Source organism: Streptosporangium sp. H16 (assembly GCF_051918855.1).
In the GTDB taxonomy this organism is placed as follows: domain Bacteria; phylum Actinomycetota; class Actinomycetes; order Streptosporangiales; family Streptosporangiaceae; genus Streptosporangium.
Window position 1 is genome coordinate 100,653 of the sequence record NZ_JBPXMD010000007.1, and the last position, 16,887, is coordinate 117,539.

A 16,887-nucleotide genomic window follows, 5' to 3' on the forward strand; every position below is an offset into this window, starting at 1 on the left:
GCGGCACACCTCTCTTGCGCCATTCCCTATCTGGCATGAGTTTGCCCCAATAGTCAAGTTTCAGCCTCGATAATACGTACCCTTCCCCGACATGATCACTGGTTTTCCCCTCAGCCTGGAACGGCGACCGGCCATCATCTATCGTGTAAACATCTTTCGGGCGTCACATAACGTGGTCTCAACAGGGGGCTGATCAGCGATGCACGAGTGGCCGTCGACTCTCGATGTCGGAGAGCTGATGGCAGGCGGCTGGCGGCCGACTCCGTTCAGGCAGTTCATCCTAAAGATCCATAGCAGGTGTGATCTTGCCTGCAAATATTGCTACATGTACGAAATGGCTGACTCCTCGTGGCAGAGCCGACCGAAACAAATGTCACGGGAGATCTTCGCCGCCACAGCCGCGAGAATCGCCCAGCACGCCCACCGCCACAACCTGGCCGACGTGGAGCTCATCCTGCACGGGGGAGAGCCCCTGCTCGCCGGTCATGACGCGATCCGCGAGCTCGTCACGCTGGTCCGCTCGGCGGTCGGCCCCGGCACCAGGACCGAGGTCGGCCTGCAGACGAACGGCACCCTGCTCGACCTTCCCTACCTGCGGCTCTTCGACGAGCTGGGCGTCCGGGTCGGGGTGAGCCTCGACGGCGACGAGACGATGCACGACCGCGGCCGCCGCCGCGCCAACGGCCAGGGAAGCCACGCCGACGTCCTGCGCGCCCTCGGCCTGCTGGGCTCGCCCGCCTTCAGGCACCTCTTCAGCGGCCTGCTGTGCACCGTCGACCTCAGAAACGACCCGATCGGGGCCTACGAGGCGCTCCTCGCCTTCGACCCGCCGGCCGTCGACTTCCTGCTCCCGCACGGCAACTGGTCGGCGCCGCCTCCGGGCCGGGTCCCGGACACCGAGGCGACGCCGTACGCCGACTGGCTGATCCCGGTCTTCGACCGGTGGTACGCCGCGCCGCGGCGGCCCACCTGGGTCCGGACGTTCAACGAGATCATCCACGCGCTGCTCGGCGGCTCGTCGTCGAGCGAGCAGATAGGCCTGTCCCCGGCGGGGATGGTCGTCGTGGAGACCGACGGCGGCATCGAGCAGTCGGACTCCTTGAAGTCGGCCTACCAGGGAGCGCCGGAAACCGGGCTGCACGTGACCCGCGACTCCTTCGACGACGCCCTGCTCCTGCCCTCGATCGCCGCCCGCCAGATCGGCGAGTCGGCCCTGTCCCCGACCTGCCGGGTCTGCCCGGTCTCCCGGGTCTGCGGTGGGGGCCTCTACGCCCACCGTTACCGTTCCGGCCACGGTTTCGCCAACCCCTCCGTCTACTCCCCCGACCTCCTCCGGCTCATCGGGCACATCAAGAAGACGGTCGAAGCCGACCTTTCGGCCCGATCGAAACGGCAGGGAAAGGGCACGATGCACCTACGTGAGCACCGGATCGCGGCCGGGACGTTCTCGGAACTCGCCGGCGGCGGTGGAGGCACCACCGCGGTCGCCGAACTCTCCGCGGCACAGCACAGCAAGCACGTCCTCCTCGTACGCGGGGTGCTGGAGACCGCACGGGCCAGTGGCCATCCCGACGGCGCCGCCACCCGCCGCGCCTACGACCTGCTCGCCACCGTCCAGCGCCGCCACCCCGAGATCGTCAACGCCGTCCTCCGTCACCCGTCAGTGGGCGCATGGGCGCGCCGGACGGTCAAGATGCTCGACGCCGGCGACGGCGCCGCGGCTCCGGGACAGCTCGCGGCACTCGCCGCCGCCGCGGCGATCCGTTCGGGCACCACCTGCGAGATCGACGTGCCGGCGGTGGAGGGGGTGGTCACACTGCCGTCACTGGGGCAGGCGATCCTGCCACCGACCGTCTCGGCGGCCACGGTCGAGTGCGCCGCCGACGACACCGAGATCACGGCGGCCGGGACCATCGTCCGGATTCCCCACGACCCGCGCCAGGACGCCCCGGGGTGGAGGGGCCTGCGCTCGCTGTCCAGCGAGGCGGACGGCATGTCGCTCTACCTGGTCATCGACGATCTCGACCCCTACCGGATGCCGGAGACGACCAACATCGGCGGGCGTCTGAGCGAGGCCGAGACCGAGCGATGGCAGTCGACACTGCACCAGGCCTGGGATCTGCTGGTCCGCCACCACCGGATCGTGGCCGAGGAGGTGTCCACGGCGATCACGGTTCTCACGCCGCTGACCGCGCCCACCAGGGGCCAGTCGAGCTCGTCCTCGCGGGAGACCTTCGGCTGCGTGGCCCTGTCGACGCCGCCGGACGCGTCCTCGCTCGCGGTCACGTTGACGCACGAGACACAGCACGCGAAGCTCTCGGCCCTGCTCGACCTCGTCCCCCTGACCCTGCCCGACGACGGCTCCCGCTACTACGCCCCCTGGCGGGAGGATCCCCGCCCCGTGCCGGGGCTGCTCCAGGGCGCGTACGCCTTCCTGGGCGTGGCCGGCTTCTGGATGCGCCAGCGCGGCCTGGAGTCGGGGGAGGCGGCCCTGCGCGCGAACGCGGAGTTCTTCCAGTGGCGTGAGGCCTCGCGCCTCGTCACCGGCACCCTCCTCGACAGCGGGCGGCTGACCCCCGCCGGGGAGAACTTCACCGCCGGGATGGCGCGGCGTCTCGACGGCTGGTCGCGGGAGAGCGTGCCGGCTCGCGCGCGGGCCATGAGCCGGGAACGCTCGGACGACCACTACGCGCGCTGGCTCAGGCGCAACGGTTAGAGGGCGGGCGGGTCGAAGTCGAAGTCGAGCCGCTCCCCCCTCAGCGCCACCGTCGTGTCGGGATGGTCCTCGCCGAGCACCCGCCGGTAGCGCTCGAAGGTGTCGGCCTCCAGTGTCTCCGCCTGTGCCGCCTCACCCAGTACCCGCAGGTCGACGACCAGGTTGTTCGCGCAGGCGAGGGTGAGCGGGTGGTCGACGCCCAGAAGCTCCCGCAACTGGGTCAGGGTCTCCTGGCCCAGCCGCCCGGCCTGGGAGACGTCTCCGCCGGCGGCGAGGTCACTGGCGAGGTTGATCGCGCAGGTGAGCGAGTAGTGGTGCTCGCGCCCCAGCGTGCGGTCGAAGCCCTCCAGAGATCTCAGGTCGAGCTCGGTCGCCTCCTCGACGTCTCCGTTGACCCGCAGCAGCAGTGCCAGGTTCATGTTGCAGCCGAAGATGAAGGGGTGCTCGTCCCCGTATCTCCGGGGGTAGCGGGCCGCCGTGTCGCGCAGCAGCTCCAGCGCCTCGTCGATCTCCCCTCTGGTGCGCTGCGCGTTGGCCAGGCACAGGGCGGCCGCGAGCGTGTCGGGATGGTCGCGGCCGAAGATGCGCTCCTCCAGCTCGAACGTCCGCTGGGCGATCTCGAACGCCTCGTCGATCAGCCCCGCCCTGCGCTTGGCGATGGACAGGTCCTTGGCCGCGCGCAGGGTCCTGGGATGGTCGGCCCCCAGCTCCTGGACGCTGGAGTCGTAGGCGTCCTCGCCGATGTCGCAGGCCTCCGAGTATTCGCCCCGCAGCCGCACGATGCGGGCCAGGCCGTTCCACGAGGTGAGGATGGACTGCTGGCTCGACTTGGAATCGCTGGAGCGCTGCAGCGTGTACGCGCTCTGCTGCAGCTCGCTCGCCTTCTGGTAGTCGCCGAGCAACATGTAGTCGAGTGCCAGGTTGTTCATGGTCCGCAGCGTTCGGCGGTGCTTCGGACCGAACAGCACCCGGTGCTGGCGCAAGGACTCCTCGTCGTGCTCCAGGGCGGCCGCGAAGTCGCCGCGCATCCTCAGGTCGCCGCCGTGGCTGTTGGTGAGCAGCAGGGTCTCCTCGTGGTCGGGCCCGAGGACCTCCCGCATGCGCGACAGGGTCCTGCGGTTGAGCTCGAAGGAGGCCCGGTAGTCGCCGAGCTCGCGCAGCACGATCCCGGAGTGCCGTTGCGCGGAGAGCACGTGCTGGTCCTCGTCGCCGCTGTCGGCCCGCCATCTCTCGATCAGGCGCCCCACGAGATTCCTCGCCGACTGGTAGCCCCCCGACGAGTAGAGGTAGCGCACGACGTCCAGGGCGAAGCGGCGGATGCGGGGATCGCGGCTGACCTCGACCTGCGCGGGAGTCACGTGGCTGAGCAGCTCCGCGTAGCGCGGCCACAGGACGTTGTCGTCGGGGAGGCCCGGCGACGCCGCCGCCAGCAGCAGGTGCACCTCGTGGCGGAAGGACGCGTGCTCCTCCTCGCTCAGCTCGTCACGCAGGAGCGCCTGGACCAGCCGGTGCACCTGGATGGTCCGGTTGTCGGAGTCGATCCTGGCCAGGGCGTAGCGTCCCAGCTCCTTGATGCCCTTGCTCAGCAGGATAGGGTTGTCGAGGAGCGGGCCGAGGCGCGACCCGGGCGCGAAGTCGTCGGGAAGCACCCCGAACACGTCACGGGGAATGGGATCAGGCCCGAAGAAGGCGCAGCAGCGCAGGAGCTCTACGGCCTCGGGCAGTTTCGCCTTGAGCTGGGACACCGACAGCGACCACGCCGCGGTCATGGACAGCGGGTAGTCCGACGCCTTGTTGGCCCCGAGCAGCTGGGCCGTCTCTTCCTGCAGCAGCCGGAGATACTGCCCGACGGACATCCCGGTCTCGGTCTGCAGAGCACCCGCCTGCTCCAGGGCCAGCGGCAGGTCGCCGAGCTGCTCGGCCAGCCGGTTCCTGTCGTCGAGGCTGGTCGAGCTGGGCACCCGCTTGCTGAGGAACTCGATGCTCTCCGCCCGGCTGAAGACGTCGACGGGCAGGGTGTCGACCACGCTCTGCCAGGCGTGGTTGCGGGAGGTGATCAGGACGTGCCCGGGACCGCGCGGGACGATCTCGTTGATGTCCTCGGGCTGCTCGGCGTTGTCGAAGACGAGCAGCCAGCGGGAGTAGGGGTCGCCGCGGCGCAGCGCGTCCAGCACGGCCGCGGACGCGTCCTCCACTCCCATCGCGGAGGAGGAGGGCACCCCCAGGTGCGGGGCGAGCGCGGCCAGCGAGGAGCGCACCAGCATCGGCTGGTCCGCGGGAATCCACCAGACCAGGTCGTACTCGTGCCGGAAGCGGTAGGCGTACTCGATCGCGACGTGGGTCTTGCCGACGCCGCCGAACCCGTGGAGGGCGTGCGGCACCACCGCGGTGACCTCGGAGGTGACCCCGGTGTGCAGCTTGTCGAGGAGGTCTTCCCTGCCGGTGAAGTTCTTGTTCTGCTGGGGGATCTTGCCCCAGACCTGGGGCTGGCGTCCCGGTGACCGGGAAGATCCCGACGACTGTGAAATGGGCACGCGACCGCCTCCACTCGCCTGATTTGGGATCAGCCTAGACTCCCGGCCCCCGCAAGCGCATAAACGAGGGGGTCAGAGTCTTATGGCTACGCCCCAAAAGACATCACCGTCACATCCTAAAAAGGATTATTATCCGTAAACCATACCGCCCCGTCTTTCAAATTATCTCCCGAAGCGCTCGCCTGACCATCGGAAGAGTGTAACGATGGGGCGGGGCGGGGACACACGGAGAGCCGGGAACGCGGGGGCGCGAGGGAGTCCGCATGAGCGATGAAGCCGTCACAGCCGACGCTGATTTCAGCAAAGGCCTGATCGACCTCACGGAGATGAACCTGGCCGATCTTGACGGGATCGGCGATTCCGTCCTCGGCCTCGCGCTGCGGGAAATAGTCGAGGAAGATGACACCGGCCCGGTGGCCGGATTCGATTCGTTCATATCAAAACCTTTGTGACCACCCACCGATGTGCGACATTGGAGTGCGAGACTTACGCTCTTTGTCGACAAACATGGTGGAGCCGTGGACGACACCGACTGGGAACGTTTGATCGACCAGCTCGGCAGGGGTGACTGCGCCCCTTTTCTCGGAGCGGGAGCCTGCGCCGGCACCCTTCCCACCGGCACCACCCTCAGCAACCGGTACGCCCTCCACTACGGTTATCCGTTCGCCGACGCGGGCGACCTGGCCCGCGTGATGCAGTACGGCGAGGCCGTGGTGCGCGATCCGGTCGACCTCAAGGAGACGATCTGCGGCCACCTGCGCTCGCACGGGCGGCCCCCCACGGGTGATCCCGGGGAACCGCACCGGCTGCTGGCCGGTTTCCCGGTGACGACGTTCCTCACGACGAACTACGACGACTTCCTGGCCGAGGCGTTGCGGGCGGAGGGCAAGGAGCCCCACGTGGCCGTCTCCCCCTGGTGGGACACCGACCCGGCCGCGGCCCCCTTCCTGCCGGAGCCGACGGTGGAGCGGCCTCTCGTCTACCACCTGCACGGAAGCTGGGCGGAGCCCGCGTCGCTGGTGCTGACCGAGGCCGACTACCTGACGTACCTTGTCAACATGGTGGACGCCGTCGCCACCGACGGGCGGCACCCGCTGCCGACCCCGATCCTGCGGGCGATGACCACCAGGCCGCTGTTGTTCGTGGGCTACAGCCTGCAGGACTGGACGTTCCGGGTGCTGTTTCACGGCCTGGTGCGCAACACGCCCCGCAGCAACAAGCGGCGGCACGTCGGCGTGCAGCTCATGCCCGAGGTCAACGGGTCGGCGGGCGGCGCCGGGGCCGCCGGGGCCGAGGACAAGGCCAGGCGCTACATCACCCACTATCTCGACCGATGGAACATCTCGATCTTCCTGGGGACCGCCTCGGAGTTCTGCGCGGAGCTCCAGCGGAGAATGGGACGGAAGCCATGACGACCCCGACGCGCGGCGACGGGACCATCCGGCCGTACGTGGGGCTGCGCCCCTACGACCGGAGCGAGCACGCGCTGTTCTTCGGGCGGGAGCGCGAGGCCCGCGACATCGCCACCATCTGGCAGGCCACGGGCCTCACCGTGCTGTTCGGGGCGTCGGGGGTCGGCAAGACGTCCCTTCTCCACGCGGGTGTCCTGCCGCGCGTGGAGCCCGAGCGCGCCGACGTCCTGCCCGTCGCCCGCGTGTCGCCCCGCGGCATCACCGCACTGCGCCCGAAGGTAGCCGGCAACCCCTACCTGCTGGCGCTGCTGTCGGCCTGGGCGCCGGACCGCCCGCTGCCCGCGCTGGCCGGGCTGACGGTCTCGGACTTCCTGGCGGAACGCCCGGAACGCGTCGACAGGTACGGCGACCCCGTCCCCGTCCTGGTCGCCGTCGACCAGGCGGAGGAGCTGTTCGGCGGCCCGCTCGACCTGGAGGAGGAACGCCACGGACTCCTGCGTCAGCTGGCGAGTGCGGTGGAGGACCACGACGGCCTCCACCTGCTGCTGTCGCTGCGCGAGGAGTATCTGGCCTCCGTCCTGCCGCACGAGCGCCCGCTGGGCCGGGGCTCGCGGGCACGGTTCCAGCTGCTGCCGCTCACCCGCGCCGCGGCGCTCGACGCCACCACGAGGCCGCTCGAGGGCACCGGCCGGCTCTTCGCCCCCGGCGCCGCGGAACGGCTCGTCGACGACCTGCGCACCGTTCCGATCTCCAACGACGAGGGACAGACCACCACGCTGACCCTGAACACCGTCGAACCGGTCCAGCTGCAGGTCGTCTGCTCCGCGCTGTGGGAATCGCTGCCCTCCGGCCTCCGGGAGATCAGCGTGGAGCACGTGAACCTGCACGTGAACGTCGACCGGTTCCTGACCGGCTTCTGCGATCGGATGCTCGCGCGCGTCTCGGCCGAGTCCGGCGTCACCTCGAGCGAGATCCGCTCCTGGTTGCGCAGGACCTTCGTCACCGAGCACGGGACGCGCAACACCGTCTACGAGGGCCTGCACGAGACGGCCGGCATGCCGAACGCCGTCGCCAAGGCGCTGGAGGACTCCCACATCCTGCGGGGCGAGCACCGGCTGGGAATCCGCTGGTACGAGCTGCAGCACGACCGCCTCATCGGCTCGGTGCGCCAGTCGCGGCACCCGGCGGCCTATCTCGGCGACGCGAGGCTGGCCCTGGCCAGACAGGGCTGGGAGACGGCCCGCGGCCTCGCGGAGGAGGCCGTCCGCGCCGCGGGGGGCGGCGAGACCTGGGTGCGCGCCGAAGCCCTGCTGATCCTGGGAGAGGTGGCGTCGGCGGAAGGTGAGGCGGAGAGCGCGCTGAGCCGGTTCGAGGAGGCAGCCGGCATGTTCGCGACGCTCCAGCGGTTCAACGGGGTCGCCTCCGCGCTGACCGGGGAGGGGCGGCTCTGGCTGTCGCAGGGACACCACGAAAGGGCGGTCGAGCGGCTGCGCGCCGCCCTGTCCTGGGTTCCCAACGACCTGCCCGCGCATCTGACGCTCGGGCAGGCCCTGTGGCACCTGGGCCAGCCGCGCGCCGCCCTCGCCCTGCTCAACGGGGCCGTGGCGCTCGCGGACGAGCCCCCCGCCGAGGCGCTCGCGCTGCGCGGCGAGATCCTGGCCGACCTCGGAAAGGCCGCGGAGGCCCTGCGCGACCTGGACCTCGTCCGCAGGCACCAGCGGCCGGCCACGATCGCCGCCAGGGCGCTGGCCCTCGCCCTGGAGCGGCGGTTCGACGCCGCCCAGCAGGAGATCCTCGACGCGCTCGCCGACGGGTCCGACAGCGGTCCCGTCCTGGTGCGGGCCGCACGCGTCCACGCCCTGCTGGGAGGGGCCGCGACGGCGGAGAGACTCGCCTCGCGGGCGCTCGGCGCGGTCACTCCTGGACTTCCGCCGCATCTGCGCAAGCAGGCCGAGGAGCTCCTGCGGAGAACGGCGTGACATCGTCGCGCCTCGCCGCCTCCCACATGTGGTCGAACTGGTTCAGCCAGTAGGCGAACCAGCGCTCGTCGCGACCGCGGGTCAGCTCCAGGTGCATGCGCGAGGAGGTCGACGCGTTGTGATAGCCGTGGATCTCCACGATGACACGGCCCCTGGGGGTTTCCGGGTCGACGAGCACGAGGCTGAATCCCGGGCTGTAGGAAAGCAGCCGGTATTCGAACTCGCCCGCCGTTTTCCAGCCGCTCATCAGGCGGAGGCGTTCCATCGTGCTGTCCAGCGCGGCGGGGAGCCGTTGCACGGGAAACTCGATCGAATCGTCCAGCTGCTTCGCGGCCTGCCGCACGGCCACCTTCTCCAGGGGGTCGAGAATGACGATCCTGACATTTCCTCGCTCCCGCGCGAGCACCGTGTTGCGCATGAGCTCGCAGGTCTGCGCCGACAGCAGGTTGACCGCGGACGGCGCGAAAACGCGCACGTCGCGCGCCTGGGCGAGCAGCGACGACAGGGGCACCGCGTCGTACACGGAACGGTCGTGCAGAAGGCCGGCCGGCGACTCGGCCGGCTCCGCGGGCAGGGTGATCCGGTAGAGGAGCAATCCGACTCCGGAGAACAGGACCGCCCATCTGAGGTCGACGTCCAGCTTTTCAGCGAAGATCGAGAGAAATGCGAAAGCGAAGAGGACGACCGTGAGAGCGTACGCGTCGATGTGCTGCCGAGCCTTGAGATCCCTGCCGATTCTTTGGAGCGAACGCACGCCGACCCCCAGCTCTTCGGGCACTGTCGAAATAGCCATGCATAGCTATGCCCATTGTGCGGGGTGGGATCTCGCGATTTTCGATCTCGTGAATTCCGGTCGGCCGGGCCCTCCGGTTGTGGAAAGGCCCGGCATCCGTAATCCCTGTCTCCGGTCGCACCTGCTCGGCCCGCGCCCGTCCTGACCGGCTTGACCGCCCTGACGGCCCTGCCCGTGATCGGCTACACGGTGGCCGGCTGGCGGCGGCGCTGCCAGAGGGCATCGACGGCGAGGGCCCCGCCGCCGCTGAAGGCGACGGCCAGGGTGCCTGCGGCGAGGGCGAGCACGAACTCGTAACCGCCGTCTCTCACCGAGAAGCCGTTGGCGAGATGAACGAAGAAGATGGCGCCGAGCATGATGAGCGTGAGCAGGAGGCCGAACACGGGCAGGGCCGCGCCCAGGATGAGGGCGATGCCCCCGACGACCTCGGTGAAGGCGACCGCCGGTGCGGCGACGACCGCGAGCGGGATCCCCGAGGCCTCGAAGGACGCGGTGGTCTGGGCCAATCCCGTCGTCAGGAACTTCTGCGCACCGTGGAACACGAAGATCACGCCGAGGGCGATCCTCGCAAGCAACAGGGCGTACGGCCGTACTGGGTCAAGCATGTTGACTCCTCCTGTCATTCGAATTTGTACTAAACCATAGCGGTTAGTTCAAATTTGAACAAGCCGTACAATATGCCGGTGAGCGACACGAGATGGCTCAATGAGAGCGAGATGGCCGCGTGGATGGCCTATGTGGCCGCAACACACCTCCTGGAGCGCCGCGTCGAGGACCAGCTGAAAGCCGACTCGGACCTGACTCACGCCCAGTACGAGATCCTGGCGAAACTCTCCCAGCAGCCCGGCGGGCAGATGCGGATGACCGAGCTGGCCAACCGGCTGATCGTCTCGAAAAGCGGCCTCACCTACCAGATCGGGCAGCTGGAGCGGAGGGGGCTCGTCACGCGGGCGGCGTGCCCGTCGGACGAGCGGGGCGTGCTGGCCGTGCTCACCGAGGAGGGCGTGCGCTGCCTGGAGCGGACCGCGCCGGGGCACGTGGCCGTCGTGCGCGCCTTCCTGATCGACCGGCTCACCCCCGAGGAGGTCGAGACCATGCGGCAGATCATGACGAAGGCCACCGCGGCCATGAAGGCGGCACCGGCGGGCCCGCTGCGCACCCACCGCCCGGGCAAAAGCCCAGGGTAACGCGCGGAACGAACTCGAGGAAGCGGTTCTCCCTTTCGGCCACGGAACCGCGGCGAAGACGGAAGAATCCGGTACGGCTCGCGCGGGGGGCATACCGCGCGAGCCGTACCGGATCACGGCCGCACCACCGGGTCAGGCGGCGGTGCAGCTGACCGAGGAGGGCGCACCGTTGCTCCCCGACCAGTTACCGGTGAACCCGAAGGACGCCGAGGCGCTCGGGGGAAGGTTGCCGTTGTGGGACACGTTCCGCACCGTGACGCTCGCGCCGCTCTGGGTGTGCTGCCCGTTCCAGAGCTGGGTGATGCTCTGGCCGTTGGGGAAGGACCAGCTCACCGTCCAGCCCGTGATGGCCGCGGTGCCGCTGCTCCGCACGGTCACATCGGCCTGGAAGCCGCCCTGCCAGGAGCCGACCAGATTGTAGGCGGCCGTGCAGGCCTTGCCCACGCCCGGCGTCGGGGTCGGGGTCGGGTTCGGGGTCGGGGTCACGGTGGGCGTCGGGGTGGGGTTCGGGGTGACGGGCGGGGCCGCCATGGCCAGGTCGTAGGCGCGCTGCGGGACGAACTGCCCGGCCCCGGCGATGCAGCCGTCGGCCTCGCCCGGCAGCTTGATCCACAGGAAGGCGTCGATCATCGAGTCCCCGGTGGCGTTGGTGCTCGGCGTGCCGATCGCCCGGCCGCCCGGGTCGCACCACTCGCTGCCCTGCGGGCCGTTGCCGTTGCGGCTGGTGTCGATCACCGCGCGGAGCCGGGAGACCCCGGTGGCGGAGATGATGTTCTTGGCGTACGCGATCTCGGTGGAGCTCCACCGGTAGTTGGAGACGTTCAGGGAGATGCCGTCGGCGCTGTTCGCCACGTCCGCGGCCCTCAGGCGGTTGGCAGCCTCAGACGGCGACAGCCATCCCGAGTGCCCGATGTCGAAGTAGACCTTCGCCGAGGACGAGGCGGACTTCAACTTCTTGCCCGCGTACGCCATGGAGGCGTTGGTCTCCTGCTGCTGGGAGGAGTTCATGCAGTTGGTCATGATCGGGAGCACGTCGGGCTCCAGGATGATCGACGCCGGGCGTCCCTGGAGACCGGCGGCCACCTCGTCGACCCACTGCCGGTAGGCCGTGTGGTTGGGCGCGCCACCCGTGCTCGCGCCGCTGCAGTCGCGGTTGGGGATGTTGTAGACGACGAGGATGGGGATCTTGCCCGCTCCCTGCGCCGCTCCGACGAACGCCGACACCTGCCCGCGCACGGTGGAGGTGTTGGTGGTGGTGAACCATCGTGCCTGCGGCACGGCGGCGATCCGGTCGCGGATGACCGGCGCCCTGAAGTCTCCGGGGTTGGCCGCGACCCACTTGGCGGCACCGGTCTCAGGATCGACGTAGAACGGGGAGTCGGCGGCGGACGCGCCGGAGGCGACGGCGACCGCGGCACCTGACGCGATCACCAGAGCCGCGCAGAGCGTGGCCAGAATCGACCTTCTTGGCATGGGACGGCTCCTTCGAGGGAGGCATGGGAGCGCTCCCACCCTAGGTGCCGTACCCCTCCCTGACGTAGGGGGCACAGGCACCGCCTCACACCGTTACACGCTGACCTGTGCGAACACCCTGGCGTGCGTTGAAAGTTTCACTACCCCACGCCCGTCCCGGAGGCCATGGCCTGGAGGCCCGCGGTCTGGAACCCTGGTCTCCTATGACCCGGGCATCTGAGACCTTCCCCCACCCTCGCGACGCCCCCGATCGGTCGGGCGCCGGATTCATCCCTCCTTCCGCGGGCCACCCGGCCCGGTTCCGGACATGGCCGCGCCGCGGACGACCGCGACGGTGAGGATTTCCGAGGCGACACGAACCGTGTCCGGCACGGCGCGGGACACGCTCAAGGCAGTGCGGGCGAGGGCGGGAGCGTGGTTCGCGGGCAGGCTCTCGGCGCTCAGGGGGAGATGGCCCGCAGCGAGCCGTTCGCGCGTCGCCGACGTGCTTCTCGCGCTAGGCGTGTGGGCGGTGTACGCCACCCTGGCCGTCCTGCAGGACAGGTTCTCCCCCCAGGGGATGTCCGTCCTGGCGTTCGCGTTCTTCACCGTCTCGTCGGCGGCCCTGGTGTGGTGGCGGCGCCGGCCGATCGCCGTCGTGGCCGTCACCGTGGTCTGCGACTGCGTGATCGTCGTGTCGACGGGCTGGCAGGGGTACGGCCTGCAGGCGATGCTCGCCCTGTACGCGGCGGGCAGCCACGGCGCGGCCCGCCGTGCCTGGGTCGCGGCCGTGGCGGTGGGCCTGTTCTACCCGGCGGTGTCGACGGCCGTCCAGCTCGCCACCAGGACCGAACGCCAGGACTCCGGCTCCCTCGGGGTGTTCGTCCCGCTGCTGCTCGTCGGGCTGGGCAGGCTGGTGCGGCTGCGCCGGGAGACCGCCCGCAGGAGGCAGGCCGAACTCGCCGAGGAGATCGTACGGGCCGAGCGCCGCCACATCTCCCGCGAGCTGCACGACGTGGTCGCCCACAACATCAGCACGATGCAGGTCCTGATGGGGGCGGCGCGCACGACCATGGCCCGCGATCCTGGCGGGGCCGAGGCCGCCCTGCTCAGCGCCGAGCGCGCCGGGCGGGAGGCGATGGCGGAGATGCGGCAGTTGCTGCACGTGCTGCGCGCCGACCGGGTGAGCGACCCGGCCGGCCCGGGAGCCGCCCCCGTGGACGGCGACTCCCCCACCGGCGCGGGAACCGGCTTCTCCGGGCACGCGGGTCCCTCCGGTGAGACGGGTCCTCTCGGTGGCGCGGGCTCTCCCGCCCGCAGGGCCGCGGCCCTGCCCTCGCTGGTCGGCCGGGCCCGCGAGGCGGATCAGCCCGCCGTCCTGGAGGTGACCGGCACCCCCGGCAGGCTGCCCGCCGCGGTCGACCACGCCATCTACCGCATCGTCCAGGAGTCGCTGACCAACGCGCGCAAGCACGCCGGAAACGTCCCGGTGAGGGTGCGGGTCGAGTACGAGCCCGCCGCGGTCGAGGTGGAGGTGGTCGACGACGGACCCGGGACGGCCGCTGCCGAGAAGAGGTACGAAGGCCACTCCGGTGGAGGTTTCGGGCTGGGCGGCATGGCCGAACGTGTGGCACTCTGCGGTGGGCGGCTGGAGACGGGACCCCTGCCCTGCGGGGGCTTCCGGGTCCACGCGTGGCTGCCTCTCCCGGTCCTGGGAACGGACGCACGGCGAGACACCGGCGAAGGACCGCCCGAGCGGGAACCGGCTGACCGCCCACCGGCGGCGGGCAGGCCGGTCGAGCGGGAAACGACCGAGCGGGAGAGAGAAACATGATCAGGGTGCTGGTCGTCGACGACCACGCGGTGGTGCGCTCCGGCTTCCGGATGATCCTGAACGCCCAGAACGACCTCTCCGTGGTGGGAGAGGCGGGCGACGGCGAGGAGGCGCTCGCCCTCGCCCGCGACCTGCTCCCCGACGTGGTGCTGATGGACCTGCACATGCCGGAGACCGACGGCGTCACCGCCACCGGGCGGATCACCGCCGAGCTGCCCGGCGTGCGCGTGCTCGCGCTGAGCACCTTCGACCTGGACGAGTACGTCGTCGATGCCCTGCGCGCCGGGGCCTCGGGCTTCCTGCCCAAGGACGTCTCCCCCGAGGAGCTGCTGGAGGGGGTGCGGGTGGTGCACCGCGGCGACTCGGTCGTCGCGCCGCGGCTGCTGACCCGGCTGATCGGCACCTTCGTCCGCGCCGTACGGCCCCGGCCCGCGACGATGCCGCCCGAACTCGCCGGTCTGACCGACCGCGAGCGGGAGGTGCTGGTCCTCATCGCGCGCGGGCGGTCGAACCCGGAGATCGCCGAAACGCTCGACGTGGCGGCCTCCACCGTGAAGAACCACGTGACCAGCCTGTTCGCCAAGCTCGGCGTCCGCGACCGCGCCCAGGCCGTGGTCGTCGCCTACGAGGCGGGCTTCGTCACCCCGGGCACCACCGGCTGACCCCTCCCGCGCCGCCCCGGGCACCGTCATCCCCGCCAGCGGCACCGGCTGACCCCTTCCGGCGCACCGCCCGAGCACCACCGGCCGCCCCCTCCCAAGCACCGCCCGGCTCCCGGCCGGGTTCCTCGTCCCCGTCTGGGACCGTACTCCCAGACGGGGGCGCGACCGGTGCCCGGTTCCCAGGCGGGAAACCGTTCCCGGTGGTGAGGGACGGGGCCCGGTCGTGGACGAGCCTGGAAACATGAACGCAAACCAGCGATCCATCACACGCCGGACCGCGACGGCGCTCGTCACGGCGGGAACCTGCGGGACGCTTCTCCTCTCGCTCCTCACCGCCCCGAACGCCGCCGCCCGCGGCCACGACACACCTCGGGCCGCCGCGCGGGCCGGGACCGGGGAGGCGAACGGAGAGGCCGGGAGGGGCGCGGGCGGGTTCCGACATCCGTGCGCCGCCGCGAAGACCCGCTGCGACGGGGAGATACGGGTTCCGCTCGACTGGGGCGACCCGGCCTCGGAGCGGATCACGGTGGCGTTCGCCTGGCTGCCCAGGAAGGACACCTCCCGCCCGGCCTCCGGGACCGTGCTGGCCAATCCGGGCGGCCCGCTGTCGGCACTCCCCGCGGTGCCGGCCCTGGCCGAGGCCCTGGGACCGGTGCTCGACCGGCACAACCTCCTGGTGGTCGAGCCGCGCGGGCTGGGGAAGCCCGCCCCGCTGCTCTGCCCGGGGCTCGACCTGGCGGTCCCGGAGACCGTCAAGGCCTGCGCCGCCCACCTCGGTCCTCGTAGCCGGTTCTTCACCGCCGACCAGGCCGTCACCGACATGAACGCCGTCCGCGACGCCCTGGACGTGCCGAAGGTGACGTTCTACGGCATCTCATACGGAACCTTGTTCGCCGAGGCGTACGCCACCCGCCACCCGGGCACCCTCTCCGGCGTGCTGCTCGACAGCGTGGTGTCCACGGGCGAGGACGGCTACGTGGCCGCGCGGATCCGGTCCCGCGCCGACCTGCTCGACGTGGCCTGCGCCCCCTCACGCGCCTGCCGCCGCCTGCCGGGTGATCCCTCCGACCTTCTTTCCGGCCTGGTACGGCACCTGCGCGCCCATCCCGATCCTGAACTGCGGCTCTCGTCCCTCGCGAAGCTGCCGGACAGTCTCTACCTACCCATGATCGGCCGCGAGGCGAGCGCGGCGGTCGCCGCCTACCTGGACGGCGACCCGCACCCGCTGCGCCGTCTCACGCGGGCGGTCAACGAAGCGCCGGGCCAGCCGCTGCGCGCGCCGGAGCTGGCGGGCCTGCTCTCCTACGTGTGCGCCGACACCGCCTTCCCGTTCGAGCGCACCGCCCCGGCCGACGAGCGGTGGCGGCGGCTGACCCGCTACTACGACAGGGAACGCCCGTTTCGGCCGTTCGACGTGACCGACCTGGCCGGACCGACTCCGGGAAGGCCGATACTCGGCATGCAGGACATCTGCGTCGACTGGCCGACTCCCCGCGTCAGCCCGCCCGTGCCGCCGGGCGCGGAACACCCTCAGGTGCCTGTCCTGGCCCTGGGAGGGGACTTCGACTCGACCACCCCGGCGGAGGCGGCCGCGGTGACCCGGCGCTTCCCGGACTCCACCTTCTCCCGGGTACGCTTCGCCGGCCACAACCTCACCACCGGCGTCGGGGTGAACGAGTGCGTCCGCGGCGCGATGCGTGCCTTCCTCACCGATCCGGCCGCCTACGACGACCGGCCCCGCTGCGACGACGCGAACTACCGCGCCCTCGGCTCCTTCCCCCGGACCCTGGCGCAGGTGCCCCCGGCACGGGGCACCGGCCTGGCCGCGAAGGAGCGGCGTGTCCTCGCCGCCGCCTTCGCCACCGTCGCCGACGCGACCGCCAGGCGCAACCCCCACGGGACCCCGCCCTGGTCGCCGGCCACGCAGGAGGGCCTGCGCGGTGGACGGCTGACGTTCGACGACAAGGCCGGCACCGTCCGGCTGCGGGACGTCCGCTTCGTCGGCGACCTCACGGTGAACGGCGAGGTCCGGCTGGGCAGCGGTGCCACGGCCCGGCTGACCGTCACCGGCGGCGACGGCGGCTCGCATGCGCTGGAGCTGTCATGGAAGGCGTTCCTGGCCCAGGACGACACCGCCGTCTCCGGCACCTTCGCGGGCCGCGGCTTCACCGCGACGATCCCCTCGCACTGACACCCCGGCCCGGCCGGGCGGCCCGGCCCCTCACGGGGGCCGGGCCGCTCTTCGGCACGACCGCCGTAGCCGGTATCGGCGGGACGGGAGGCGAGGGGAAGGCAGGGTGACGACCCGATGCCGGGCC

The 16,887-nt window shown here is 70.9% G+C and carries 12 protein-coding genes; 8 read left to right on the top strand and 4 right to left on the bottom strand.

Annotated features, from left to right (window positions below; genetic code table 11):
* Window positions 1-238: 238 nt before the first annotated feature.
* Window positions 239-2,716, top strand: coding sequence for an FxsB family cyclophane-forming radical SAM/SPASM peptide maturase (locus tag ACTOQ2_RS13890; protein ID WP_440100218.1), 2,478 nt, complete (start codon window positions 239-241; stop codon window positions 2,714-2,716).
* On the opposite strand, the gene fxsT is transcribed toward ACTOQ2_RS13890, so the two are convergent.
* Entirely contained in the window at window positions 2,713-5,250 is a 2,538-nt protein-coding gene (gene fxsT, locus ACTOQ2_RS13895) for an FxSxx-COOH system tetratricopeptide repeat protein (protein ID WP_440099977.1), read from the bottom strand. The genes ACTOQ2_RS13890 and fxsT overlap by 4 nt on opposite strands.
* A 263-nt stretch (window positions 5,251-5,513) precedes the next feature.
* Here fxsT and fxsA point away from each other — a divergent pair, with 263 nt between their 5' ends.
* From fxsA to ACTOQ2_RS13910, 3 genes are all read left to right on the top strand, one after another.
* Window positions 5,514-5,702, top strand: a complete 189-nt coding sequence (gene fxsA / locus ACTOQ2_RS13900) for an FxSxx-COOH cyclophane-containing RiPP peptide (RefSeq protein WP_440099978.1) — start codon at window positions 5,514-5,516, stop codon at window positions 5,700-5,702.
* Between the two features lie 66 nt (window positions 5,703-5,768).
* Complete coding sequence (locus ACTOQ2_RS13905; protein WP_440099979.1) at window positions 5,769-6,662, top strand: SIR2 family NAD-dependent protein deacylase; 894 nt, start codon at window positions 5,769-5,771, stop codon at window positions 6,660-6,662.
* Complete coding sequence (locus tag ACTOQ2_RS13910; RefSeq protein WP_440099980.1) at window positions 6,659-8,641, top strand: tetratricopeptide repeat protein; 1,983 nt, start codon at window positions 6,659-6,661, stop codon at window positions 8,639-8,641. The genes ACTOQ2_RS13905 and ACTOQ2_RS13910 overlap by 4 nt, the downstream gene beginning before the upstream one ends.
* Here ACTOQ2_RS13910 and ACTOQ2_RS13915 read toward each other — a convergent pair.
* Together ACTOQ2_RS13915 and ACTOQ2_RS13920 are read right to left on the bottom strand one after the other, a co-directional pair.
* Entirely contained in the window at window positions 8,577-9,419 is an 843-nt protein-coding gene (locus ACTOQ2_RS13915; RefSeq protein ID WP_440099981.1) for a hypothetical protein, read from the bottom strand. The genes ACTOQ2_RS13910 and ACTOQ2_RS13915 overlap by 65 nt on opposite strands.
* 197 nt (window positions 9,420-9,616) lie before the next feature.
* Window positions 9,617-10,039, bottom strand: coding sequence for a DoxX family protein (locus tag ACTOQ2_RS13920; RefSeq protein ID WP_440099982.1), 423 nt, complete (start codon window positions 10,037-10,039; stop codon window positions 9,617-9,619).
* Between the two features lie 78 nt (window positions 10,040-10,117).
* Here ACTOQ2_RS13920 and ACTOQ2_RS13925 point away from each other — a divergent pair, with 78 nt between their 5' ends.
* The gene (locus tag ACTOQ2_RS13925; protein ID WP_440099983.1) at window positions 10,118-10,621 is read left to right on the top strand and encodes a MarR family winged helix-turn-helix transcriptional regulator; all 504 of its coding nucleotides are present in this window, start codon (window positions 10,118-10,120) and stop codon (window positions 10,619-10,621) included.
* Window positions 10,622-10,753: 132 nt separating this feature from the next.
* Here ACTOQ2_RS13925 and ACTOQ2_RS13930 read toward each other — a convergent pair whose 3' ends face one another.
* Complete coding sequence (locus tag ACTOQ2_RS13930; protein WP_440099984.1) at window positions 10,754-12,094, bottom strand: glycoside hydrolase family 6 protein; 1,341 nt, start codon at window positions 12,092-12,094, stop codon at window positions 10,754-10,756.
* 334 nt (window positions 12,095-12,428) lie between these two features.
* Between ACTOQ2_RS13930 and ACTOQ2_RS13935 the strand changes: the two genes are divergently transcribed.
* From ACTOQ2_RS13935 to ACTOQ2_RS13945, 3 genes are all read left to right on the top strand, one after another.
* Window positions 12,429-13,907: a sensor histidine kinase gene (locus tag ACTOQ2_RS13935; protein WP_440099985.1), complete on the top strand. Its 1,479-nt coding sequence runs from the start codon at window positions 12,429-12,431 to the stop codon at window positions 13,905-13,907.
* Window positions 13,904-14,569 carry a response regulator gene (locus ACTOQ2_RS13940; RefSeq protein WP_440099986.1) on the top strand — a complete coding sequence of 222 codons (666 nt, stop codon included), beginning with the start codon at window positions 13,904-13,906 and terminating at the stop codon, window positions 14,567-14,569. Before ACTOQ2_RS13935 ends, ACTOQ2_RS13940 begins: the two co-directional genes overlap by 4 nt.
* A 241-nt stretch (window positions 14,570-14,810) precedes the next feature.
* A complete protein-coding gene (locus tag ACTOQ2_RS13945; protein WP_440099987.1) occupies window positions 14,811-16,760 on the top strand; it encodes an alpha/beta fold hydrolase in 1,950 nt (649 codons plus the stop codon).
* The last annotated feature ends 127 nt before the right edge of the window (window positions 16,761-16,887 follow it).